Here is a 22480-nt window from a genome sequence, read left to right as displayed (position 1 = left end):
ACCCGCGCAAAACAAAGGGCCGCATCGCGGCCCTCGTTACATCAAGCTTCAGAACCGATCACGCCAGCGCGTGCATCACATCCTGCACCGGAATCGCCTTCACCCAATCGCGCCGCTGATGCGCCGTGATGACGGTGCTGTTGGCCTTGTCCACCGGCGCCCATTCCGGCGTCTTCTGGCGCATCAGCGCCACCACCGGCACGCCGACCGCGTTCGCCAGGTGCATCACGGCGGTTTCCACCGAGACGATCAGGTCGCACTGGGCCAGCATGGCCGGCAGCTGGAAGAAGTTCTCGTTGGCGCTGAACAGCTCGGTGCGGTCCAGCTGGCGCTCGGCCAGCAGCGTTTTCACGCGCCCGACTTCCTGCGGCACCGCATTGACGATGAAGCAGGCGTCACGCCATTCCGGCTGGGCGCGCATGGTGGTGATCAGTTCGACCACGCGCTCGACCGGCCAGCAGCGCTTGCGGGTCTTGGCGAAGGGATTGATGAAGACCAGCTTGCCCTGGCGCTTGTCGAAGCCCCATTCGTGCAGGCGGGCCTTGGCGCCCTCGATGAAGCGATCCGGGATGTGGACGAAGGGAATCCGCTCGCGCGGCGGAATGTCCACGTTGGCCAGCTGGCGGAACCATTCGGCGTGCACGTCGCTGATGTGCGGTGCGGCGCTGCGGTCGGCCACGTCCGGGTCGAGGGCGGCGTCCAGCTTGCGGTAGGTAAAGTAGTGGGGCAGGCCGGACAGGCGCATCGGCTTCTTCAGGCCGACCACGAAGCCGTCCGGGCTGATCCGGCGCGCCAGGTTGGCGTAGAAGTGCGGACGCAGGGTGCCGAGCGATACCACGATCGGGTAGTGCTCCTCGCGGGCGGCCTTGACCGAGGCTTCGAACAGCTCGGGCGAATAATTCTGGTTGTAGACCTTGTCGATGAAATCGCAGGCGGCCAGCCAGTCGTACAGCACGTTCTTCTTCAGATGCGGCCATTGCGACGCATCGCTGGTGCGGCGGACCTCGTCGACCCACAGGTGCAGCTTCAGGTGCGGGTAGGCCCGCGCGAATGCCTGGAAGCAATTCTGCAAATAGGTGTAATCGCCCAGCGCCAGATGGGCGATGAACAGGATCTTGTCCGATTTCTTCAGCAAATCGGAAGGGATGAGTGAATCGTTCATTGTCTCTTACGGGTCGCTAGCCAGCACGATATCGACGCCGCCAGTATTCATCAGAAAGCCTGCGGAACAGTTTGCGATTCCGCAGCGCCGGTCGGTCGGCTGGTCGCTCTGCAAGCAAAACGCCTGGAACCGCGGCACCGCCAACTCTCTAAATATCAGCAAATTGTCACGAATTGTAGTCCAAACTGGCCGACTGCGTTACCCCGCATCAGATATTTAACGGTATTGTCCTGTGAGCGCAACAGGAATCGGGCAGTATGACAAATGCAAGCTGCCTGGCCGGCGAACTTGTATGAAAGATCACATCAGGATCACGTCGTATTGTTCCTGGTGATAGCCTTTTTCGACCTGCAGCGAGATTTTCTTGCCGATGAAGTCGCCCAGCATGGCCAGGTGCTGCGATTCCTCTTCCAGGAACAGGTCGACCACTTCCTGGGAGGCCAGGATCCGGAACTCGCGCGGGTTGAACTGCTTGGCTTCGCGCAGCAGTTCGCGCAGGATCTCGTAGCAGATGGTGCGCGAGGTTTTCACCTGTCCGCGGCCAGCGCAGGCGGGGCAGGGCTCGCACAGGATGTGGGCCAGCGACTCGCGCGTGCGCTTCCTCGTCATCTCGACCAGGCCCAGCGCCGAGAAGCCGCTCACCGACACCTTGGTGCGGTCGCGCGACAGGGTCTTCTTGAGCTCCGCCAGCACGGCGTTGCGGTGCTCGTTGTTCTCCATGTCGATGAAGTCGAGGATGATGATGCCGCCCAGGTTGCGCAGCCGCAGCTGGCGCGCGATCGCGTGCGCCGCCTCGAGGTTGGTCTTGAAGATGGTGTCGGCAAAATTGCGCCCGCCGACGAAGCCGCCGGTGTTCACGTCGATCGTCGTCATCGCCTCGGTCTGGTCGACGATCAGGTAGCCGCCCGACTTCAGGTCGACGCGGCGGCCCAGCGCGCGCAGGATCTCTTCCTCGACGCCGTACAGGTCGAACAGCGGCCGTTCGCCGGTATAGTGCTGCAGGCGCGACAGCACGCTGGGCGTGTAGACCTGGGCGAATTCCACCAGCTTCAGGTAGTTTTCGCGCGAGTCGACCAGGATCGCCGCCGTCTCGTCGTGCACGAAGTCGCGCAGCACGCGCTGGGCCAGGTTCAGGTCCTGGTACAGCAGGCTGGTGGCGGGACGGGTGCGCGCGCCGGTGGTGATCGCGCCCCAGGTCTTGCGCAGGTAGTCGATGTCGGCCGCCAGGTCGGCGTCCGAGGCTTCCTCGGCCTGGGTGCGCACGATATAGCCGCCTTTTTCCTCCGGCGGCAGCAGGCCCTGCATGCGCGTGCGCAGCGCCTCGCGCTCGGACTCCTTCTCGATCTTCTGCGAGATGCCGATGTGCTTGTCCTGCGGCAGATAGACCAGCATGCGGCCGGCGATCGAGATCTGGGTCGACAGGCGCGCGCCCTTGGTGCCGATCGGGTCCTTGATCACCTGCACGGTCAGCACCTGGCCGTCGAACAGGATCTTTTCGATCGGGGTCGGCGCGGCATTGCCGTTGCCGTCGTGGGGACGGGCTTCCCAGATGTCGGCCACGTGCAGGAAGGCGGCCCGTTCCAGGCCGATGTCGATGAAGGCGGACTGCATCCCCGGCAGCACCCGCACGACCTTGCCGAGATAGACATTGCCGGCCAGCCCGCGCGTGAGCGTGCGTTCGATGTGCAGTTCCTGCACGGCTCCCTGTACCACCAGCGCGACGCGCGTTTCCTGCGGGGTGATATTGATCAGGATGTCTTCAGTCATGAGGGCCGGCCGTGCGTGAAATGTTCAAGGTGCCATCATACCGTAGGGTGGGCAGCTCGACCATGATCGCAAGAATACCCGCGACCTGAACGCTGCCCACGCGTGACAGACGCACAGTGTTGGCCATCGGCCAGCCCTACATGAACTCGACGCCAGCCTTCCTCAGCAGCCGCGCCGTCTCGAACACGGGCAGGCCCATGATGCCCGAATGGCTGCCCTCGATATGCTCGATGAACAGCGCCGCCAGCCCCTGGATGCCGTAGGCGCCGGCCTTGTCGTAGGGTTCCGGGGTGGCGCAGTAGGCCTTGATGGTCGCCGGCGAAAGGGTGGCGAAGCGCACGTTGGACACCTGGGTCACCTGCTCGGCGACGTCGGTGTGGTGCAGGGCCACCGAGGTCAGCACCTGGTGGGTGCGGCCCGACAGGCGCTCCAGCATGGCGGCCGCTTCATCCTTGTCGGCCGGCTTGCCGAGGATCTGGCCGTCGATGGAGACGGTGGTGTCGGCCGACAGCACCGGGCGCAGCGGCATGCGGCGCAGGTGCAGCACGTTCCAGGCGAACGCGCCCTTTTCGCGCGCCACCCGCGCCACGTAGTCGAGCGGAGACTCGCCGGGACGCTCGTCCTCGCTGACGTCGGCGCCGCGCGCGGGATCGGTACGCAGGCTCAGCAGTTCGAATTCGACGCCGACCTGGCGCAGCAGCTCGCGCCGGCGCGGGCTCTTCGAAGCGAGGTAGATTTTTTTATCGAGCAGTTTCATTTCGAAGAAAGCCGGGAGGCGTCCTAGACTCTGTGGTAGGGATGGTTTTGGGTAATCGACCAGGCACGATATAACTGTTCCGCCAGCATCACGCGCACGATTCCGTGCGGCAGCGTCATGCTGGAGATGCGGATCAGTCCATCGGCGCGGGCCTTCAGCTCGGGATCGAGGCCGTCCGCGCCGCCGATCAGGAAGGCGACATCGCGTCCGTCCTGCTGCCAGGCTTCCAGCTGATGGGACAGGCCGACGCTGGTGAGATCCTTGCCGCGCTCGTCGAGGGCGATGATGCGCACGCCCTTCGGCAGCACGGCTTCGATGCGCTCGCGTTCGAGCGCCATCGCGGTGGCCGCGGTCTTGCTGCCGGAGCGCTCGACCGGCTTGATTTCCTTGAGCACGATGCGCAGCTCCGGCGGCATGCGCTTCACGTACTCGGCAAAACCGGTCTCGATCCAGGCCGGCATCTTGTGGCCGACCGCGACAATCATCAACTGCATCGAAGCTTGTCCGGACCGGTTATTCGTCGGCCTTCTTGATGCGGCGGATGACCTTCTTGGCCGGTGCTGCGCCCTCGGCGGCCGGGGCGGCGGCCCTGGTTGCGCGCTTCGGTGCGGCGGCCTTGGCAGCCTTCGCGGCAGCGGCGGATGCGGCGGCGGTCTTCGATACGGCCACCTTCACGCGGCCACCGGTCGGGATCTTGGCGGCCGTTTTCTTGGCTGCGGCGCCTTCGCCGGCGGCCGTCTTCGAGGCGGCGGTGGCGCGCTTGGCGGCCGGCTTGCGCTCGTTGACCGGCTTGGCTTCCGGCTGCTCCTGGTTGGCGGCCAGGTGCTTGCCCTTGACCGTCTTCGGTGCGGCGGCCGCTTCGACGGCTTCCGCGCTCGACTTGCGCTTGGCCGCGCCCAGCTTGACCGGCTTCTCGCCCCAGATTTCTTCGAGGCGGTAGTACTGGCGGATCGCCGGTTGCATGATGTGCACGATCATGTCGCCCAGGTCGACCAGCACCCATTCGCCGGTGTCTTCGCCTTCGAGGCCGACGACATCGCCGCCTGCTTCCTTGACCTTGTCGCGCACCGAAGCGGCCAGCGCCTTGGTCTGGCGATTCGACGTGCCCGAGACGACCGCGATACGGTCGAACAGGCTGGTCAGGTTCGTCGTGTCGAACAGGGCGATGTCCTGGCCCTTGACGTCTTCGAGGGCGTCGACGACGACCGCTTGCAGTTTCTTGATATCCATTAGTTCTTGTATAAGTGGTGTTGTTGAATATAGTCTAGCACTTGCGGCGCAAGGAGCGCGCTTACCTTTGCCGCTGCATTTTCTTTTAGTGCGGCACGTACTTCGGTGGCCGAAACGTCGACCGCCAGCGTGTGCGCCAGGCATACCTTGCCCGCCTTGCTTGCCCGGACTTCCTCCGGCATGGCGATGCGCGGCGCCAGTTCCCGCGCCACCGCGGGCGGCAGCGCTGCGGCGTCGAGCCGGTAGCCGGGACGGGCGGCGACGCCGAAATTCGCCAGCGCGAACAGGTCCTGCCAGTCGCGCCAGCTGTCCAGCTTCTGCAGCTGGTCGGCGCCCATCAGGAACACGATCGAGGCATCGGGTCCGAGTTCGGCGCGCAGCTCGCGCAAGGTCTCGACCGTGTAGGTCGGGGTCTGGCGCTCGATCTCGCGGGTATCGATCGTGACCGGAAACGCCGCTTTTTCGAATGCCAGTTCCAGCATCGCGACGCGGTCGGCATCGCTGGCCTGCAGGCCGGCCTTCTTTTGCCACGGCTGTCCGGCCGGCAGGATGCGCAATTCGTCGGGAGTCAACTGCCGCGCAAACAGCTCGGCCAGCGCGACATGGCCGTGATGCACCGGGTCGAAACTGCCTCCCAGTAGGGCAATGCAGAAACTCACGGGGCCAGCCAGTCCCGGTGGACGAGGAAGTCGCTGTACAGCTTCGCCTCGGGGCTGCCGGCTTCGGGATGCCAGTCGTAGCGCCACTTCACGATCGGCGGCATCGACATCAGGATCGCCTCGGTGCGTCCGCCCGACTGCAGGCCGAACAGGGTGCCGCGGTCCCAGACCAGGTTGAACTCGACATAGCGTCCGCGGCGGTAAGCCTGGAAGTCGCGTTCGCGCTCGCCGTAGGGCTGGTCCTTGCGCGCCTGCACGATCGGCAGGTAGGCATCGAGGAAGCCGTTGCCGACGCTTTGCATCATCGCGAACGACCGGTCGAAGCCGAGTTCATTGAAGTCGTCGAAGAAGACACCGCCGACGCCGCGCGCTTCCTTGCGGTGCTTCAGGTAGAAGTAATCGTCGCACCAGCGCTTGAAGCGCGGATGCAGGTCGTCGCCGAAGGGCGCCAGAGCATCGCGGCAGATGCGGTGGAAATGCCGCACGTCGCCTTCATCGGCGTAGTAGGGCGTCAGGTCCATGCCGCCGCCGAACCACCAGACCGGATCCTTGCCCTCGGCCGTCGCCTCGAAGAAGCGCACGTTCATGTGCACGGTCGGGGCATACGGATTGCGCGGATGCAGCACCAGCGATACGCCCATCGCTTCCCAGGCGCGGCCTGCCAGTTCCGGCCGCGCGGCCATCGCGGAAGCGGGCAGGCTTTTGCCTTGCACGTGCGAGAAATTGCAGCCGCCGCGCTCGAACACATTGCCTTCCTCGATCAGCCGCGAAATCCCGCCGCCACCCTCGGCACGCTCCCAGGTGTCGCGCAAGAACGGCTTGCCGTCGACGTCCTCCAGCGCCTGCACGATGCGCGCCTGCAGGTCGAGCAGCCAGGCCTTGACGGCGGCAGGATTCGGGGTGGACATGTGGGATGGGGTGGTGGCTGAAAAAATGAACGGGGATTGTACACTACTGCCCATCGGGAAGTCATTCTCGCGGCAGTTGAGTCGTCATTCCCGCGAAAGCGGGAATCCATACTGAGCCAATACCAAGCCAGCTTGTTTGCTTGCCGTACCTCAGCAAAGCATCGCTCGATTAACCCGACCATGCTCCGTCGATATTGGGGAGCAAGCATGGACAAGTCGAGCTACGTATATATCCTGGCGAGCGGTCTGAACGGGACCTTGTACATTGGGGTGACGAGCAACCTGATCAAACGCATCTGGGAGCACCGCGAAGGCGTCGTCGAAGGTTTCTCGAAACAGTATGGCGTCAAGCATCTGGTCTGGTACGAGGTGCACTCGGAGATTGTGGAAGCCATTCGCCGGGAAAAACAGATCAAAAAATGGAATCGGCGCTGGAAGATTGAGTTGATTCAGAAAGACAATCCTCGGTGGCGTGACCTTTATGCTGATATTACTGCTTGGCACGCTCAGCATGGATTCCCGCCTTCGCGGGAATGACGGCGGAAAAACAAAACGGGACGCCGCCTTCGCAAACGTCCCGCTTTTATCGAGTAAGCAGAAGAATTACTGCTTGATCCCACGCCACCCAATATCGCGGCGGTACTGCGCGCCGTTGAAGTGGATCTTCTCGACGGTTTCGTAGGCCTGCTTCTGCGCCATCTTGACGCTGTCGCCCAGGCCCACCACGCATAGCACGCGGCCGCCCGAGGTTTGCAGGGTGCCGCCGACGATGCGGGTGCCGGCGTGGAAGGTGATGCATTCCGGGGTTTCGGCCGGGATGCCTTCGATGACGTCGCCCTTGCTCGGCGCGTCCGGATAGCCGCCGGCCGCCATCACCACGCCCACTGCCGTGCGGCGGTCCCATTCCAGTTCCACCGTGTCCAGCGTGCCGTTGCAGGCGTGTTCCAGCACGGTCACGAAGTCGCTCTTCAGGCGCGACATGATGGGCTGGGTTTCCGGGTCGCCCATGCGGCAGTTGAATTCCAGCGTCTTCGGGTTGCCGGCGGCGTCGATCATCAGGCCGGCGTACAGGAAGCCGGTGTAGGTGATGCCGTCCTTGGCCATGCCCTGGATGGTCGGGTTGATGATCTCGCGCATCACGCGCGCATGCATCGACGGCGTCACGATCGGCGCCGGCGAGTAGGCGCCCATGCCGCCCGTGTTCGGGCCCTGGTCGCCATCCTTCAGGCGCTTGTGGTCCTGGGAGGTGGCCAGCGCCAGCACGTTCTTGCCGTCGCACATGACGATGAAGCTGGCTTCTTCGCCGGCCAGGAATTCCTCGATCACGATGCGCGCGCCGGCGTCGCCCAGGCGGTTGTCAAGCAGCATGTGCTCGACCGCCTCATGCGCTTCTTCCAGCGTCATCGCGACCACCACGCCCTTGCCGGCCGCCAGGCCGTCGGCCTTGATGACGATCGGGGCGCCGTTGGCGTCGATGTAGGCGTGGGCCTGCGCCGCATCCGAGAAGGTCTGGTACTTCGCCGTCGGGATGCCGTGGCGTTCCATGAAGGCCTTGGCGAAGTCCTTCGAGCTTTCCAGTTGGGCCGCTTCGCGGGTCGGGCCGAAGATCTTCAGGCCGCGCGCGCGGAACAGGTTGACGATGCCGGCCGCCAGCGGCGCTTCCGGACCCACCAGGGTCAGCGCGACGTGCTCGGCCACGACGAAGTCGGCCAGCGCGGCCGGGTCGGTGATGTCGACGTTGACCAGGCGCGGATCGCGCGCGGTGCCGCCGTTGCCCGGCGCGACGTAGACCATCTGGACGCGATCGGATTGGGCCAGTTTCCAGGCCAGGGCATGTTCACGGCCACCAGAGCCGACTACCAGGATTTTCATGTGGGGCCTTCTGACTGCTTACTCTTCGATGACGGCGTTGGTATAGACTTCCTGCACGTCATCCAGGTTTTCCAGGGCGTCGAGCAGTTTCTGCATCTTCAGCGCGTCTTCGCCGGTGAACACGGTTTCGGTGTCCGGCTTCATGATCACTTCCGCCGAGTCGGCCTTGAAACCGGCCTTCTCCAGCGCTTCCTTGACGCCGGCATAGGCGTTCGGGTCGCACAGCACTTCGAAGCCGCCTTCGTCGTCCGCGATGACGTCGTCGGCGCCGGCTTCCAGGGCCGCTTCCATCAGCTTGTCTTCTTCGACGCCCGGCGCGAACAGGAACTGGCCGACATGCTTGAACATGAAGGCCACCGAGCCTTCGGTGCCCATGTTGCCGCCGAACTTGCTGAAAGCGTGGCGCACTTCGGCCACGGTACGCACGCGGTTGTCGGTCATGCAGTCGACGATGATCGCCGCGCCGCCGATGCCGTAGCCTTCGTAGCGGATTTCTTCGTAGTTGACGCCTTCCAGGCCGCCCGAGCCGCGCTGCACCGCGCGGTTGACGTTATCCTTCGGCATATTCGCGTCGGCCGCCTTTTCGATGGCCAGGCGCAGGCGCGGATTGGAGTTCACGTCGCCGCCGCCCATGCGGGCAGCCACCGTGATTTCCTTGATGAGTCGGGTCCAGATCTTGCCGCGCTTGGCGTCGGTGGCGGCCTTCTTATGCTTGATATTGGCCCATTTGCTGTGTCCAGCCATGTCGAGAGTCCTTACTTGGTCGGTATACTAAATCCTCGACATTTTAGCATAGGCCCCTTTCTCAAAACTGTCAGGGGAACAACAGGGCAGTGCCCCAGGCGACCAGTCCGAGGCCGGTGGCGCAGGCCAGAAGGTGGCCGCCGGGCAGCAGCTTTTCGGCCAGGATCAGGGCGATCAGGCCGCAGATCGCGGGCAGGTTCAGCACCCCGGCGGGCAGCAGCAGCGCCATGAGCAGCCAGCAGCAGCCGACGCAGTAGCGGGCATCGGTGACGCCCATCCGGAACGCGCCCCAGGCGCCGCGCCGCCAGTGGGTCAGGACGAAGGCCAGCGGCGTGCGGCAGTTGTCCAGGCAGACGTGCTTGGCCGGCGTCCACTGGTAGACCCCGGCGGCCACCAGCGCCAGCGCGCCCGCGGCGGGGTGGGCGATCGCCATGCTTTCGTCCAGCGCGCCGGCGTCGTGCAGCTGCCAGCCCGCCAGCGTGGCCGCCAGCGCGCAGCAGCACCAGACGGACAGGTAGCCGAGCATGAAGGCCAAGGTGCCGGGATAGACCCAGCGCTCGCGCCGCAGGCGCTTGACGCGTGCGTACAGCAGCACCGACGGCGCCGCCGCCGGCAGCATCATGGCCGCCATCACCACCACCCAGAGCGCGTACAGCAGCCCCAGGTCCTTGGCGTGACAAGGCGTGGCCAGCGTCTTGCCGGCTGCGCCGGGACCGATCGGCGCCAGGCGGCCGACGCGGACCAGCAGATATGCCCAGCACAGGACCAGGAGCACGCCCAGCAGGGTCAGGACAACGGTGCGTTCGAAGCCGCTGCCCTTGACGCCGCCCGCGCTGCTCATGGGGATGGGCCCCTTCGGCGAATCATGGAGTTCCTCGTTTGATGTGGTCAGCGGCGGTTGGACCGTAGCGCCCCATCGGCGTTCGCAGCCGCCCTCAGCCGGGAATCCGGATTCGATCTACAATCTTCCGATGAGTAAAAAGCCGCCCGACATTTCCGTTGCGTCGCCCCCACGTTCGGCCCTGGTTGCCGGCCTGGCTATTGCCATCGGCGGCGCTGTCCTGTTTTCCACGAAGGCCGTAGTCGCCAAACTGCTGTATCGCTACCACATCGATGCAGTTACCTTGATCGCCTTCAGGATGCTGTTTTCATTCCCAGTGTTTGCCGGCGTGGCGATCTGGAAGATGCGGACCCAGCCGCCCCTGTCCGTGTCCGACCGCTGGCGCCTGGTGTTCCTGGGCCTGATCGGCTACTACCTGTCCAGCTACCTCGACTTCCTCGGGCTGCAATACATCTCGGTCGGGCTGGAGCGCCTGATCCTGTTCCTGACCCCGACCTTCGTGCTGCTGATTACCGCGGTGTTCCTGAAGCGCCGCATCGGCGGGATGGAGTGGCTGGCGCTGGGGCTGTCCTACTGCGGCATCGTGCTGGTGTTCCTGCACGACATCAGGGGCGGCGCCGGCAGCATCGTGACCGGTTCCCTGCTGGTGCTGGGTTCGGCGGTGGCGTATGCGGCCTACCTGCTGGGCACGGGCGAGATGGTGCGGCGCATCGGCTCGCTGCGCCTGGTCGCGTACGCGATGTGCGTCTCGAGCGCGGCCTGCATCGCCCAGTTCTTCATCCTGCGTCCGGCGTCGATGCTGGTCCAGCCCTGGCAGGTTTACGGCCTCTCGCTCGTGAACGGGATATTCTGTACCATCTTCCCGGTCTTCATGACCATGGTCGCGGTACAGCGCATCGGCGCCGCGACCGCCTCGCAGGCCGGCATGATCGGCCCGGTGTCCACGCTGTTCCTGGGTTGGGCGCTGCTGGGAGAACCGATCACGGCCGTGCAGCTGGCCGGGACCGGCCTGGTGCTGGCGGGGATCTATATGCTGTCTCTTAAAAAAATCTGACGGAGAATCATGAAACCACGCATCGCCCTGATCGCCCACGACAAGAAAAAAGACGACATGATCGCGCTCGCCGCCGAGTACCGGGACTTCCTGGGCCGCTGCACGCTGACCGCCACCGGCACCACCGGCGGACGCCTGATCAACGAGCTCGGCCTCGAGGTCACGCGCATGCACTCGGGTCCGCTGGGCGGCGACCTGCAGATCGGCGCCCACCTCGTCAACGGCGAGATCGATTGCGTGATCTTCCTGCGCGACCCGATGACCCCGCAGCCGCACGAACCCGACATCAACGCCCTGGTGCGCGCCTGCGACGTGCACAACATCCCGTGCGCGACCAATGTGTCGAGCGCGCGCCTGGTCCTGTCCCGATTGAGCGAGTTGTCCTGAACAAGGAGAAACGAGAAATGGCAAAAGCGATCCGTTATGCGCGCACCGGCGGTCCCGAGGTGCTGGAGTATGTCGACGTCGAAGTGGGCGAACCGGGCCCCGGTGAAGCGCGCGTGCGCAACCATGCGATCGGCCTGAACTTCATCGACGTCTATTTCCGCAACGGCCTGTATCCGGCCCCGCTGCCAGGCGGCCTGGGGCAGGAAGGGGCGGGCGTGGTCGAGGCGGTCGGCCCCGGCGTAAGCCATGTGCAGCCGGGCGACCGCGTCGCCTATGCGGCGCGCCCGAACGGCGCCTACAGCGAGCTGCGGGTCATGCCGGCCGACATCCTGGTCAAGCTGCCCGACGCGATCGATTTCGAGACCGGCGCCGCGATGATGCTGCAGGGCCTGACCGTGCAGTATCTGTTCCGCCGCACCTATCCGCTCAAGGCCGGCGACACCATCCTGTTCCATGCGGCGGCCGGCGGCGTCGGCCTGATTGCCTGCCAGTGGGCGCGCGCGCTCGGCGTGAACCTGATCGGCACCGTAGGGTCAAACGAGAAAGCGGAGCTGGCCAGGCAGCATGGCGCGGCGCACGTCATCAACTACAACACCGAGGATGTGGTGCAGCGCGTGCTGGAGATCACGAATGGGGCGAAGGTACCGGTGGTCTACGACTCGGTCGGCAAGGACACGTTCACCCGTTCGCTCGACTGCCTGCAGCCGCTGGGCCTGATGGTCAGCTTCGGCAACTCGTCCGGCGCGGTGCCGCCGTTCTCGCTGAGCGAACTGGTATCGCGCGGTTCGCTCTACATCACGCGCCCGACGCTGCAGACCTATGCCGCGAAGCGCGAAGACCTGGAAGCGATGGCGGCCGACCTGTTCCAGATGGTCACCAGCGGCCAGATCAGGATCGAGATCCACCAGCGCTTCCCGCTGGCGGACGCGGCCCAGGCCCATATCGCGCTGGAAGCGCGGCGCACGACCGGCAAGACCATCCTTCTGCCATGACGCCATGAGAGAGTTCAGCGACGATAACGAACCGGCCGGCGACCAGGCGCCGATCGAGCCGGACAGCCCCCGCTTCGGGCGCCTGCTGGCGGTGCTGGCGCTGGCGATTCTGCTGATTATTGCGATTACGGTGGCGTCGGAGAGGTATCTGGCCTGACGTCACGTACGGGGAGGCCCGCGGCCCGAATACGTCGTTCCCGCGCAGGCGGGAACCCAAGTTTGTTTGCATCACTGCGCATGTAACCTTGGATTCCCGCCTGCGCGGGAACGACGGCGTGCAGGTTCAGCCGTTCTGCTGCTGCTTCAACTCGATCACCCGCGCCCCGCCATTCGGTCCAGGGAAGCCCTCGAACGCGCTCTGCACCAGGGCCGGCATCACGGCCGGGGTCGACAGGGTCTTGCTGACGTTGCGCACGGTAACGTCGAACAGGCGCTTGTTGTCCGTCGCCGAGGCGATCGAGATCTGCACCTGGCGGTGGTAGCGGTGTTCTTCCCGCACGTCATATTGCGGCACCGGACCCCAGAACGGATCGTAGAACGGGTTGTACCAGCCGCCGCCCCAGTAGCGGCGGTGCCAGCCGGCGTAGCCGAAGCGCGCCGAGTAGGGGTAGAACGGCGCCATCGCCGGGTACACGACCTGGGTCGGCACGTCCACCGTGGTGAAGCGCACCGCCACCTTCAGGGCCGGCGACTGCGGCGCCTCGTGGAAGCCGAGGCGCGCCAGCTGGCCGCGCACCAGGTTCTCGTAGTTCTGCAGCTCGAGGGTGTTGTCCTGCGGGGCCGGGGCCACGAAGGCGTAGCTCTTGTCGGCGATCTGGGCCGGCCATTGGTGGAAGGTGGTGACGTCGCTGCGGATCGTGGTCGCGCAGCCGCCCAGCAGCAGGCCCAGCGACACCACTGCGGCGATCATTGTGCGTTTCATGATGAGATGCTCCATCTGGCTATCTTCGATTCAATCGGACTGCTTCAGGGATACAGTTTACCCGCACTGTTCAATTTTCAACATTACATTTACTAGAGGTTACGGCGCGTACAGTGCGATACATATGCATCGAAGCCGAACACTGGAATCGAAGCGCGTCGCCTCTGTTGGTAAAATAAGCATTCATTCCACCATCGTTCGCGGACCCCAACCATGCGCACCGATACGCCCCAGACCATCTACCGGAAGGACTACACTGCCCCCAGCTACCTGGTCGACACCGTCGAACTCGGTTTCGACCTCGACCCCGCCCGCACCATCGTCGCCAACCGCCTGACCTTGCGCCGCAACCCGGACGGCAGCCGGCGCGACATCGAACTGTTCGGCGAGGATATTGAACTGGTGGCGATCCGCCTGAATGGCAAGACCCTGGAAGAGGGCGCCTATGCGATCGAAGGCACCACGCTGCGCATCCCCAACGCGCCGGACGTCGCCATGCTGGAAATCGAGACGGTTTGCGTTCCTGAAAGCAACACCACCCTCAGCGGCCTGTACGTCTCGAACGGCAACTTCTATACGCAGTGCGAGGCCGAGGGCTTCCGCCGCATCACGTATTTCCCGGACCGTCCGGACGTGATGGCGAAGTACACCGTGATGCTGCGCGCCGATAAAGCGAAGTATCCCGTGCTGCTCTCGAACGGCAACCTGGTCGAGGAGGGCGACCTGCCCGACGGCCGCCACTACGCCAAGTGGGAAGACCCGTTCAAGAAGCCGTCCTACCTGTTCGCCCTGGTGGCGGCACGCCTGGTGTGCCAGGAAGAAAAGTTTCCGCTGAAGGATGGACGCACCGCCCTGCTGCAGGTGTGGGTGGAAGAGGGCAACCTCGACAAGACCGATTATGCGATGCAGTCGCTCAAGCACAGCATCCGCTGGGACGAAGAGCGCTGGGACCTCGAGCTCGACCTCGACCGCTTCATGATCGTCGCCGTGGGCGACTTCAACATGGGCGCGATGGAGAACAAGGGCCTGAACATCTTCAACACCAAGTTCGTGCTGGCCAATCCGCGCGTCGCCACCGACATCGACTTCCAGGGCATCGAAGCGGTGGTCGGCCACGAATACTTCCACAACTGGACCGGCAACCGCGTCACCTGCCGCGACTGGTTCCAGCTGTCGCTGAAGGAAGGCCTGACCGTGTTCCGCGACCAGGAATTCTCGGCCGACATGATCGGAACAAGCACCGGCCGCGCCGTCACCCGCATCGACCAGGTGCGCACCCTGCGCCAGGCCCAGTTCCCGGAAGACGCCGGCCCGATGGCCCATCCGGTGCGCCCGGATTCCTTCGTCGAGATCAACAACTTCTACACCGTCACCGTGTACGAGAAGGGCGCCGAAGTGGTCCGCATGTACCAGACCCTGCTGGGCCGCGAAGGCTTCCGCAAGGGCATGGACCTGTACTTCGCCCGCCACGACGGCCAGGCCGTCACCTGCGACGACTTCCGCATGGCGATGGCCGACGCCAGCGGCCGCGACCTGACCCAGTTCGAGCGCTGGTACAGCCAGGCCGGCACCCCGGTGGTGCAGGCCGAGACCCGCTACGACGAGCAGGCAAACACCTACACCCTGCGCCTGGTCCAGTCCTGCCCGGCGACCCCGGGCCAGCCGGAAAAGCTGCCTTTCCACATCCCGGTCGCCGTCGGCCTGCTAGGCAAGGACGGGCGCGACCTGCCGTTGACGATCGACGGCAAGCAGCTCGGCACGACCGCCGTGCTGGAGCTGACGGAAGCAGACCAGACCTTCGTCTTCACCGGCGTGGCGGAGCAGCCGACGCCCTCGATCCTGCGCGACTTCTCGGCGCCGGTGATCCTGAAGCATGGCTATAGCGACGCCGAGCTGGTGCACCTGTTCAGCCACGACAGCGATCCGGTCAACCGCTGGGAAGCCGGCCAGCGCCTGGCGATGGGCCGCCTGCTCAAGCTGACCGGCATGGCCGGCGCCAATGGTGGTCCGGATGGCCTGGACCTGGACGACGTGTTCATCGAGGCCCTGCGCAAGATGCTGGCTGACGAGAGCCTGGACCCGGCCTTCCGCGAACAGGCCCTGCTGCTGCCTTCGGAAACCATGATCGCCGACCAGCTCGACGTCGTGAATCCGCTGGCGATCCATACCGCGCGCCAGTTCGTGCGCGCCGACATCGGCGCCCGCCTGCGCACCGAGCTGCTGGCCCAGTACCAGGCCAACCAGACGCCGGGCGAATACAGCCCGGACGCCGCCTCGATCGGCAAGCGCTCGCTGAAGAACCTGGCGCTGTCCTACCTGTGCGCAGCCCCGGACGCGGAATCCCTGGCGCTGGCCGAGCGCCAGTTCGACGAAGCCACCAACATGACCGACCGCATCGCGGCGCTGGGCGCATTGGTGCATGCACGCGCACCCGCCGCCCAGGATGCGCTGCAGCATTTCTACGACGAATTCCAAAACGAAGCGCTGGTGGTCGACAAGTGGTTCATGATGCAGGCGACTGCCTCGACCACCGACCTGGCCGCCGTCCGCGAACTGATGAAGCACCCGGCCTTCACGCTGCGCAACCCGAACCGCGCGCGCAGCCTGGTCGCCGCCTTCTGCGTCAACAACCCGGTGCAGTTCCACGCCCCGGACGGCAGTGGCTACGCCTTCTGGGCCGAGCAGGTGATCGCGCTGGACGCCCTGAATCCGCAGGTCGCCAGCCGCCTGGCGCGTGCGATGGACCGCTGGCGCCGCTACCTGCCGGCGCTGCAGGCCCACATGAAGAAGGCGCTGCAGCAGGTTGCCGGCCAGGCCCGGCTGTCGAACGACGTAAGAGAAGTGGTAACCAAGGCGCTGGCCAATTGAATGTAGGGTGGGCACCCCGTGCCCACGCGTGACGCATGCATCATGTTGGCCGCAACAGAATCCAAAACAAGCAAAGGAAGTCCATGAAACGTGTCAGCCTGACCCAATACCTGGTTGAGGAGCAGCGCCTCCACAACAACATCCCGGCATCGCTGCGCCTCCTGATCGAGGTGGTCGCGCGCGCCTGCAAGACCATCAGCCACTCGGTCGGCAAGGGCGCGCTCGGCGATATCCTGGGCAGCGCCAACACCGAGAACATCCAGGGCGAGGTGCAGAAGAAGCTCGACGTGATCTCGAACGAAATCCTGCTCGAAGCCAACGAGTGGGGCGGCCACCTGGCGGCCATGGCGTCGGAAGAGATGGAATCGATCCACCCGATCCCGAACCGTTATCCGATGGGCGAATACATGCTGCTGTTCGATCCGCTGGACGGCTCCTCGAACATCGACGTCAACGTCTCGATCGGCACCATCTTCTCGGTGCTGAAGGCGCCGGAAGGCATGACCTCGCCGACCGAAGCCGACTTCATGCAGGCCGGCAGCAGGCAGGTGGCGGCCGGCTACGCCGTCTACGGTCCGCAGACCATGCTGGTGCTGACCACCGGCGACGGCGTGAACTGCTTCACCCTCGACCGCGAGATGGGTTCCTGGGTGCTGACCCAGAAGAACATGCAGATTCCGGAAGAGACCAAGGAATTCGCGATCAATATGTCGAACCAGCGCCACTGGTATCCGCCGGTCCAGCGCTACGTTTCCGAAATGCTCGCCGGCAAAACCGGCCCGCGCGGCAAGGATTTCAACATGCGCTGGATCGCCTCCATGGTGGCCGACGTGCACCGCATCCTGAACCGCGGCGGCATCTTCATGTACCCGGCCGACCTGCGCGATCCGTCCCAGCCGGGCAAGCTGCGCCTGATGTACGAAGCCAATCCGATGGCCTTCATCGTCGAGCAGGCCGGCGGCGCCGCCACCGACGGCCGCCAGCGCATCCTCGACATTCCGCCCACCAAGCTGCACCAGCGCGTGCCGGTCTTCCTCGGCTCGAAGAGCGAGGTGGAGCGCGTCACCGGCTACCACCAGGAATAAGGCCGCCACAGACCGGGCCGCGGGCCCGGTTTGCCCGTATTGTTGACTCGGACGCAAAAATGCCGAGTCGGACTAGCAAGTTTGCAGAGTTGTTTGTTAGAATACGGGTCCCGCCGCTGTAGCTCAGTCGGTAGAGCAGCGCATTCGTAATGCGAAGGTCACCAGTTCGATTCCGGTCAGCGGCACCAGGATAGTAAAAAAGGTCACATCACACGATGTGGCCTTTTTTTTTTCGTCCGTCGCCATCGCGTATGCAAAGAAATTGAACATGGCTTGGCAACAACACCTATTGCAACTATTGCTTTTTCGAAGATTACCGAAATGTAATAATTCGCACCTGAATACTTACTGTAACGACACCTCTCCCGACTACTTCACATAAAACGATATGGCTACGATTCCTGGCACTTCCTCCAACGACATCCTGACTGGCGGCGCTGGCCAGGATACGGCCTCCATCGCCAGCGTTTCGCCGCTGGCGTCCTTCAAGCTGAACTACGAGGGCCGTTGGGTCGTCAGCAGCACGCAGGGCGTGGATACGCTGGTCGACATCGAGAATGTCGAGTTCCAGGATTCGACCTTGACACTCGCGGCATCCGGTCCGGAGCGGATCGCCAAGATGTATTCTTACAACGCAAATGTCGGCCATGGCCCGACGCTTGCCACGTTCGCGGATGGAAGTTACGTGGTCGGCATGTATGCCACCATACAAGGTAATTCGACGCCCAGTTTCTATGCGCAGCGTTTCAGCACTACCGGACAGGCCATCGGCAATCCCATTACCCTTCAATCGAACCCCGTGTCCTACCAGTCGCCGCAGGTCGCCACGCTGAGCGATGGCGGTTTCGTGGCCGTGTTCGCCGCCCGCGACAGCGTTACCGGGCAATATGGCCTCGTCGCCCAGCGCTACGATGCCGCCGGCGCCAAGGTCGGAAACGACATCCAGCTGGCTGGTTCGGACACGGCCATCTCGTCGAATATTTCGGTCACCGGCACGTCGAAGGGCGGCTTCGTCGTCGCATTCGATTCCTCCACCAATGTCCAGCCGTATCACACCGCGCCCAAGATCATCAACGTGAGCGCAGCGGGCGTGCAGACCGCCGGCGATCTCGCGCCCAGCGGGTCGAGTGCCACCACGCCTTACGTCGACGTGGCCTCCCTGTCCGACGGCGGCTATGTCGCGAGCTTCACGGCCAACACCGGTCTGTACAATACGGCGACCCTGTTCCTGCAACGCTATGGCAGCAATGGCGTGGCCAGCGGCGCAGCCGTCCAGGTTTCCGACGCCAACGTGTCGAACAACGTGGATTCGGCGGTCGCCGGACTGGCCGGCGGCGGTTATGTCGTTGCCTGGCAGCGTTCGGATGCCATCGTGGTGCGCACTTACGACGCAAAGGGTGTCGCGCTGGCTCCACTCGTGCTCTCCGACCAGATCAGCTCCCCGCAAACATCCGTCTCCGACCCGGACGTCACGGCCCTGGCGGATGGCGGCTACCTGGTCACCTGGGTCATGTATGACTCCTACGCGTACAACGGCCCGTACACCGTGTATGCCCAGCGCTTCGATCCGAACGGCGTCAAGGTCGGCGACGCGCTGGCGCTGACCCAGGCCAACTCCCTGCCTTCGAAGGTCCAGGTGACCGCCGTCCAGCAAGGCGGATTCGATGTCGCCTGGAGTGGCGCTGACGGCTACTTCCACGTGCAGCGCTACGAGGATGGCCATGCGGTGGCGAATCTCCATTCGCTGGCGGGGGATGCCAACCCGAACACCATCGTGTTCACCGGGCCCGAAGCGGTCAAGCTCGACGGCGGCGCCGGCAACGACACCCTGACCGGGGGCGCCGGTGCCGACGTCCTCATCGGCGGGGCCGGCGCCGACAAGCTGACCGGCGGCGCGGGCAACGATACCTATGTGGCCGACGCGCTCGACACGATCGTCGAAGCGGCAGGCGGCGGCACCGACACGGTGCAGATCGCGGCCGACTATACGCTCGACCGCAACATCGAGAACGCATGGCTGCGCGGCACCGGCAACTTCAATTTGACGGGCAACAGTAGCGACAACTACCTGATCGGCAACACCGGCAACAACGTCCTGAATGGCGGGGGCGGCACCGATACGCTGGAAGGCGGTTCGGGGGACGACACCTATATCGTCGACAGGACCGCGGATATCGTGCGCGAAGATGCGAACGGCGGCACCGACTCGGTCACCAGCTCGGCCAGCTACGCTCTTTCCGCCAACGTCGAGAACCTGCGCCTGTCGGGCACGCAGAACATCAACGGCACCGGTAACGAACTGGACAACCGTATCGTCGGCAACACCGGCAACAACATCCTCGATGGCGGGGCCGGGCACGACCTGCTGGTCGGCGGCGCCGGCAACGACACCTATGTGGTGGATGGCGGCGACACCGTGCAGGAACTCGTGGACGGTGGAGTCGATACCGTCCTGTCCAGTGCCAGCTGGACCCTGGACGACAACCTGGAAGTACTGACCCTGTCCGGCACCGGCAATCTTACCGGCACCGGGAATGAGCTGAACAACACCATCACCGGCAACAGCGGCAACAACGTGCTCGACGGTAAAGAAGGTATCGACATCGTCGACGGTGGCAACGGCAGCGACACGATCTATGTCGACGACAGCGCGGACATCGCGATCGACACCGGCTATACCGGTACCGACCTGGTCAAGTCGACGGTCAGCTACCAGATCGGGAACGGCATCGAGAACCTGACCCTGATGGGCGCGCTCGCGATCGACGGTACGGGCAACAGTGCCAATAACCAGATCGTCGGCAACTCGGCGGACAACGTGCTGGTGGGTGGCTGGGGCAGCGACAAGCTGTATGGCGGCGCCGGCAACGACACGCTGTACGCCAACAACAAGGATGAATTTTTCCTGCGCGGCGACCAGGACGAACTGTACGGCGGCCTCGGCAACGACAAATATTATGTGACTTCCGACTCGGTGGACGTGGTGGAGCAGGCCGGCGAGGGTACCGACACCGTGTACGCGTTCGTGGAAGGGGCCTATGCGCTCGGCGCAAACATCGAGAACCTGGTGCTGGCCGGTGGCGACGTCGATGCGATCGGCAATGCGCTGGCCAACGACATCACCGGCACGGCGGGTTCCAACGTGATCGATGGCGGGGCCGGCGGCGACACCATGCGCGGGCTGGAGGGCGACGACACCTATATCGTCGACAATGCGGCCGACAAGGTCGTGGAGGCGGCGCTGGGTGGCGTGGACACGGTCGTCAGCACGATCAGCTACACGCTCGGCACGGAGGTCGAGAACCTGACGCTGGCTGGCGCGGCGGCGATCTCGGGCACCGGCAACGTCCTGAACAATCAGATCACGGGCAACCGTGCCGCCAACGTCCTGTCTGCAGGCGCAGGCAACGACACCATTATCGGCGGCGGCGGCAACGACAGGATCGATGCGGGCGACGGCAACGACGCCATCTTTTCCTCCGGTACCGAATCCATCGATGGCGGACTGGGAATCGATATCGTGTATTACGGCAGCATCCTCGGCGACGTGATGGTCGACCTGTCCCTGTCGACCGCGCAGAACACCACTGGGGCCGGCAACCAGATCCTGGTCGGGATCGAGAATGTCTCGGGTTCGGGGACCGGTAACGATACGCTGCTGGGCAGCGCGCTGGCAAACCGCCTGATCGGCCGGGGCGGCGACGATCGGCTGGACGGCAAGGGCGGCGACGACGTTCTGGAAGGCGGCACGGGACAGGACATCCTGACGGGCGGCGCGGGCAACGACAAGCTGGTGGGCGGCGCCGATGCCGACTCGGCGAGTTATTTCGCCGAGACGGCCGGCGTGACGGTCAACCTGAACATCCTGGCGGCCCAGAACACGGTCGGCGCCGGCATCGATACCCTGAGCGGCATCGAGAACCTGCTCGGCTCGAACACCGGCAACGATACGCTGGTGGGTGACTTCGAGGACAACATCCTGCGCGGCTACGGCGGCAATGACCGGCTCGAAGGCGGCGAAGGCAACAACCTGCTCGACGGCCGCGACGGCAACGACTTGTTCATTGCGCATCAGGGCAATGACATCATCGAAGGCGGCGCCGGCGTCGACACGGTCGACTACAGCGCGGCGCGCGAAGGCGTCACCGTGATGCTGGCGTCGGCTGTCCGCGACAATGCGAACGGCCTGGGTTATTCGGGGATGCACGACCTGGCGCCGGGCTATGTTCCGGGTGCGACCAGCATCGCCGGCGTGGCCGTCGGCGGCGGCAACGATACCCTGTACGACATCGAGAATGTCAACGGTTCGCGTTTCGACGACCTGCTCGTCGGCAGCGACGCCGCCAACGTTCTCAATGGCCTGGGCGGTGCCGACAAGATGATCGGTGGCAACGGCAACGATACCTATTATGTCGACAATGCCGGCGATGTCGTGCTCGAAACGGCCGGCGGTACCACCGGCGGGACCGATACGGTCTATGCCGCCGTATCGTACGTGCTGGGGACCAATCTCGAGAACCTGCGCCTGACCGGGACCGCAGACATCAAGGCTACTGGCAATACCTTGAATAACGTAATTGTGGGCAATACGGGCGCGAACGTGCTCAGCGGCGGCGCCGGAAAGGATACCCTGACTGGCGGCGCCGGCAAGGATGTCTTCGTCTTCAATACCGCGCTGAGCGCCACGACCAACGTCGACACCATTACCGACTTCGTCGTGGCCGACGATACCATCCAGCTCGAGAATGCAATCTTCAGCAAGCTGACGGCGACCGGCGCGCTGAATCCCTCCTTCTTCAAGATCGGCGTGGCCACCGACGCAAACGATTACATCCTGTATGACAGCACCACCGGCGTGCTGAGCTACGATGCCGATGGTTCGGGCGTGGGCAAGGCCGTGCAGATCGCGCTGATCGGCGCCGGCAAGGCGCTCACCAGCCTCGATTTCGTGGTCATCTGACGCTGGCTGCATCGCGCCGGGCCCCGCGCCCGGCGCATTCTCCTTCTTTTATCTCCCACCACTCCCGGTTCTGCGTTTTTGTTAGGCAGCGCACGGTCGAGTTCTCCATTGCGTTGTATTTTTTCTATCGAGTCTTAGGGGTTCGATGCCGCCTCATGCTGCGCCGCAGAGCGTGCGCCCGGTGCGAACGAAGAGGAATACACTGAAGCATCGTCATTCGTCCTCGTTCCTTCATGCGGTGTCGGCACCATCGAGGAAGAATGTGGTGATGG

19 protein-coding genes and 1 tRNA gene are annotated in these 22480 nt (G+C 64.4%); 9 read left to right on the top strand and 11 right to left on the bottom strand.

Going from position 1 to position 22480, the window contains the following annotated elements:
- Positions 1–58: 58 nt before the first annotated feature.
- The 7 genes from AC3A6M_RS01640 to hemF all read right to left on the bottom strand — a co-directional run bounded on the left by AC3A6M_RS01640 (position 59) and on the right by hemF (position 6483).
- Positions 59–1162, bottom strand: a complete 1104-nt coding sequence (locus tag AC3A6M_RS01640) for a glycosyltransferase family 9 protein (RefSeq protein WP_487851011.1) — start codon at positions 1160–1162, stop codon at positions 59–61.
- Between the two features lie 300 nt (positions 1163–1462).
- On the bottom strand, positions 1463–2929 hold the full coding sequence (rng, locus tag AC3A6M_RS01635; protein ID WP_487851010.1) for a ribonuclease G: 1467 nt from the start codon (positions 2927–2929) through the stop codon (positions 1463–1465).
- 136 nt (positions 2930–3065) lie between these two features.
- Positions 3066–3686 (bottom strand): Maf family protein, encoded by a 621-nt coding sequence (locus AC3A6M_RS01630; protein WP_487851009.1) that lies wholly within the window; start codon positions 3684–3686, stop codon positions 3066–3068.
- A gap of 23 nt (positions 3687–3709) precedes the next feature.
- The gene (gene rlmH, locus AC3A6M_RS01625) at positions 3710–4180 is read right to left on the bottom strand and encodes a 23S rRNA (pseudouridine(1915)-N(3))-methyltransferase RlmH (protein WP_487851008.1); all 471 of its coding nucleotides are present in this window, start codon (positions 4178–4180) and stop codon (positions 3710–3712) included.
- Positions 4181–4199: 19 nt separating this feature from the next.
- Positions 4200–4916: a ribosome silencing factor gene (rsfS, locus tag AC3A6M_RS01620; protein ID WP_487851007.1), complete on the bottom strand. Its 717-nt coding sequence runs from the start codon at positions 4914–4916 to the stop codon at positions 4200–4202.
- On the bottom strand, positions 4916–5575 hold the full coding sequence (locus AC3A6M_RS01615) for a nicotinate-nucleotide adenylyltransferase (protein WP_487851006.1): 660 nt from the start codon (positions 5573–5575) through the stop codon (positions 4916–4918). The genes rsfS and AC3A6M_RS01615 overlap by 1 nt, the downstream gene beginning before the upstream one ends.
- Positions 5572–6483, bottom strand: a complete 912-nt coding sequence (gene hemF, locus AC3A6M_RS01610) for an oxygen-dependent coproporphyrinogen oxidase (protein WP_487851005.1) — start codon at positions 6481–6483, stop codon at positions 5572–5574. Before hemF ends, AC3A6M_RS01615 begins: the two co-directional genes overlap by 4 nt.
- A gap of 207 nt (positions 6484–6690) precedes the next feature.
- Here hemF and AC3A6M_RS01605 point away from each other — a divergent pair, with 207 nt between their 5' ends.
- A complete protein-coding gene (locus AC3A6M_RS01605; RefSeq protein WP_487851004.1) occupies positions 6691–7020 on the top strand; it encodes a GIY-YIG nuclease family protein in 330 nt (109 codons plus the stop codon).
- Between the two features lie 66 nt (positions 7021–7086).
- Here the strand turns inward: AC3A6M_RS01605 and purD are convergent, their stop codons facing one another.
- From purD to AC3A6M_RS01590, 3 genes are all read right to left on the bottom strand, one after another.
- Positions 7087–8355: a phosphoribosylamine--glycine ligase gene (gene purD / locus AC3A6M_RS01600; protein WP_487851003.1), complete on the bottom strand. Its 1269-nt coding sequence runs from the start codon at positions 8353–8355 to the stop codon at positions 7087–7089.
- 18 nt (positions 8356–8373) lie between these two features.
- Entirely contained in the window at positions 8374–9099 is a 726-nt protein-coding gene (locus AC3A6M_RS01595) for a YebC/PmpR family DNA-binding transcriptional regulator (protein WP_487851002.1), read from the bottom strand.
- A 70-nt stretch (positions 9100–9169) separates the two neighbouring features.
- Positions 9170–9940, bottom strand: coding sequence for a DUF2182 domain-containing protein (locus tag AC3A6M_RS01590; protein ID WP_487851001.1), 771 nt, complete (start codon positions 9938–9940; stop codon positions 9170–9172).
- 130 nt (positions 9941–10070) lie between these two features.
- Here AC3A6M_RS01590 and AC3A6M_RS01585 point away from each other — a divergent pair, with 130 nt between their 5' ends.
- From AC3A6M_RS01585 to AC3A6M_RS01570, 4 genes are read left to right on the top strand one after another with little or no spacing between them, the layout of a single operon-like run.
- Complete coding sequence (locus AC3A6M_RS01585) at positions 10071–10994, top strand: DMT family transporter (protein ID WP_487851000.1); 924 nt, start codon at positions 10071–10073, stop codon at positions 10992–10994.
- 9 nt (positions 10995–11003) lie between these two features.
- On the top strand, positions 11004–11381 hold the full coding sequence (locus AC3A6M_RS01580; RefSeq protein WP_487850999.1) for a methylglyoxal synthase: 378 nt from the start codon (positions 11004–11006) through the stop codon (positions 11379–11381).
- Positions 11382–11398: 17 nt separating this feature from the next.
- The gene (locus AC3A6M_RS01575; protein WP_487850998.1) at positions 11399–12373 is read left to right on the top strand and encodes a quinone oxidoreductase family protein; all 975 of its coding nucleotides are present in this window, start codon (positions 11399–11401) and stop codon (positions 12371–12373) included.
- 4 nt (positions 12374–12377) lie between these two features.
- Positions 12378–12530, top strand: a complete 153-nt coding sequence (locus AC3A6M_RS01570; RefSeq protein ID WP_487850997.1) for a hypothetical protein — start codon at positions 12378–12380, stop codon at positions 12528–12530.
- A 126-nt stretch (positions 12531–12656) separates the two neighbouring features.
- Here AC3A6M_RS01570 and AC3A6M_RS01565 read toward each other — a convergent pair whose 3' ends face one another.
- Positions 12657–13295 carry a DUF4136 domain-containing protein gene (locus tag AC3A6M_RS01565; RefSeq protein ID WP_487850996.1) on the bottom strand — a complete coding sequence of 213 codons (639 nt, stop codon included), beginning with the start codon at positions 13293–13295 and terminating at the stop codon, positions 12657–12659.
- A gap of 213 nt (positions 13296–13508) precedes the next feature.
- Between AC3A6M_RS01565 and pepN the strand changes: the two genes are divergently transcribed.
- From pepN to AC3A6M_RS01545, 4 genes are all read left to right on the top strand, one after another.
- Positions 13509–16163 carry an aminopeptidase N gene (gene pepN, locus AC3A6M_RS01560; protein ID WP_487850995.1) on the top strand — a complete coding sequence of 885 codons (2655 nt, stop codon included), beginning with the start codon at positions 13509–13511 and terminating at the stop codon, positions 16161–16163.
- A gap of 83 nt (positions 16164–16246) precedes the next feature.
- Positions 16247–17248, top strand: coding sequence for a class 1 fructose-bisphosphatase (locus AC3A6M_RS01555; RefSeq protein WP_487850994.1), 1002 nt, complete (start codon positions 16247–16249; stop codon positions 17246–17248).
- A 112-nt stretch (positions 17249–17360) separates the two neighbouring features.
- A tRNA-Thr gene (locus AC3A6M_RS01550) sits at positions 17361–17436 on the top strand.
- A gap of 200 nt (positions 17437–17636) precedes the next feature.
- Positions 17637–22208 (top strand): beta strand repeat-containing protein, encoded by a 4572-nt coding sequence (locus tag AC3A6M_RS01545; protein ID WP_487850993.1) that lies wholly within the window; start codon positions 17637–17639, stop codon positions 22206–22208.
- Positions 22209–22480 lie beyond the last annotated feature (272 nt).

The organism is Telluria sp. Soil_C_11, assembly GCF_057657395.1.
The sequence above is the reverse complement of the archived record's forward strand: the minus strand, read 5'-3'. Positions and strand labels throughout refer to the sequence as shown.

Bases quoted from the DNA above. Each gene is read 5' to 3' on its own strand.
- rsfS (WP_487851007.1), bottom strand. From the start codon at position 4,916: ATGGATATCAAGAAACTGCAAGCGGTCGTCGTCGACGCCCTCGAAGAC.
- AC3A6M_RS01555 (WP_487850994.1), top strand. From the start codon at position 16,247: ATGAAACGTGTCAGCCTGACCCAATACCTGGTTGAGGAGCAGCGCCTC.
- AC3A6M_RS01605 (WP_487851004.1), top strand. From the start codon at position 6,691: ATGGACAAGTCGAGCTACGTATATATCCTGGCGAGCGGTCTGAACGGG.
- AC3A6M_RS01545 (WP_487850993.1), top strand. From the start codon at position 17,637: ATGGCTACGATTCCTGGCACTTCCTCCAACGACATCCTGACTGGCGGC.
- AC3A6M_RS01640 (WP_487851011.1), bottom strand. From the start codon at position 1,162: ATGAACGATTCACTCATCCCTTCCGATTTGCTGAAGAAATCGGACAAG.
- AC3A6M_RS01580 (WP_487850999.1), top strand. From the start codon at position 11,004: ATGAAACCACGCATCGCCCTGATCGCCCACGACAAGAAAAAAGACGAC.
- AC3A6M_RS01595 (WP_487851002.1), bottom strand. From the start codon at position 9,099: ATGGCTGGACACAGCAAATGGGCCAATATCAAGCATAAGAAGGCCGCC.
- purD (WP_487851003.1), bottom strand. From the start codon at position 8,355: ATGAAAATCCTGGTAGTCGGCTCTGGTGGCCGTGAACATGCCCTGGCC.
- AC3A6M_RS01590 (WP_487851001.1), bottom strand. From the start codon at position 9,940: ATGAGCAGCGCGGGCGGCGTCAAGGGCAGCGGCTTCGAACGCACCGTT.
- AC3A6M_RS01570 (WP_487850997.1), top strand. From the start codon at position 12,378: ATGAGAGAGTTCAGCGACGATAACGAACCGGCCGGCGACCAGGCGCCG.
- hemF (WP_487851005.1), bottom strand. From the start codon at position 6,483: ATGTCCACCCCGAATCCTGCCGCCGTCAAGGCCTGGCTGCTCGACCTG.
- AC3A6M_RS01565 (WP_487850996.1), bottom strand. From the start codon at position 13,295: ATGAAACGCACAATGATCGCCGCAGTGGTGTCGCTGGGCCTGCTGCTG.
- rng (WP_487851010.1), bottom strand. From the start codon at position 2,929: ATGACTGAAGACATCCTGATCAATATCACCCCGCAGGAAACGCGCGTC.
- AC3A6M_RS01575 (WP_487850998.1), top strand. From the start codon at position 11,399: ATGGCAAAAGCGATCCGTTATGCGCGCACCGGCGGTCCCGAGGTGCTG.
- AC3A6M_RS01630 (WP_487851009.1), bottom strand. From the start codon at position 3,686: ATGAAACTGCTCGATAAAAAAATCTACCTCGCTTCGAAGAGCCCGCGC.
- AC3A6M_RS01585 (WP_487851000.1), top strand. From the start codon at position 10,071: ATGAGTAAAAAGCCGCCCGACATTTCCGTTGCGTCGCCCCCACGTTCG.
- pepN (WP_487850995.1), top strand. From the start codon at position 13,509: ATGCGCACCGATACGCCCCAGACCATCTACCGGAAGGACTACACTGCC.
- rlmH (WP_487851008.1), bottom strand. From the start codon at position 4,180: ATGCAGTTGATGATTGTCGCGGTCGGCCACAAGATGCCGGCCTGGATC.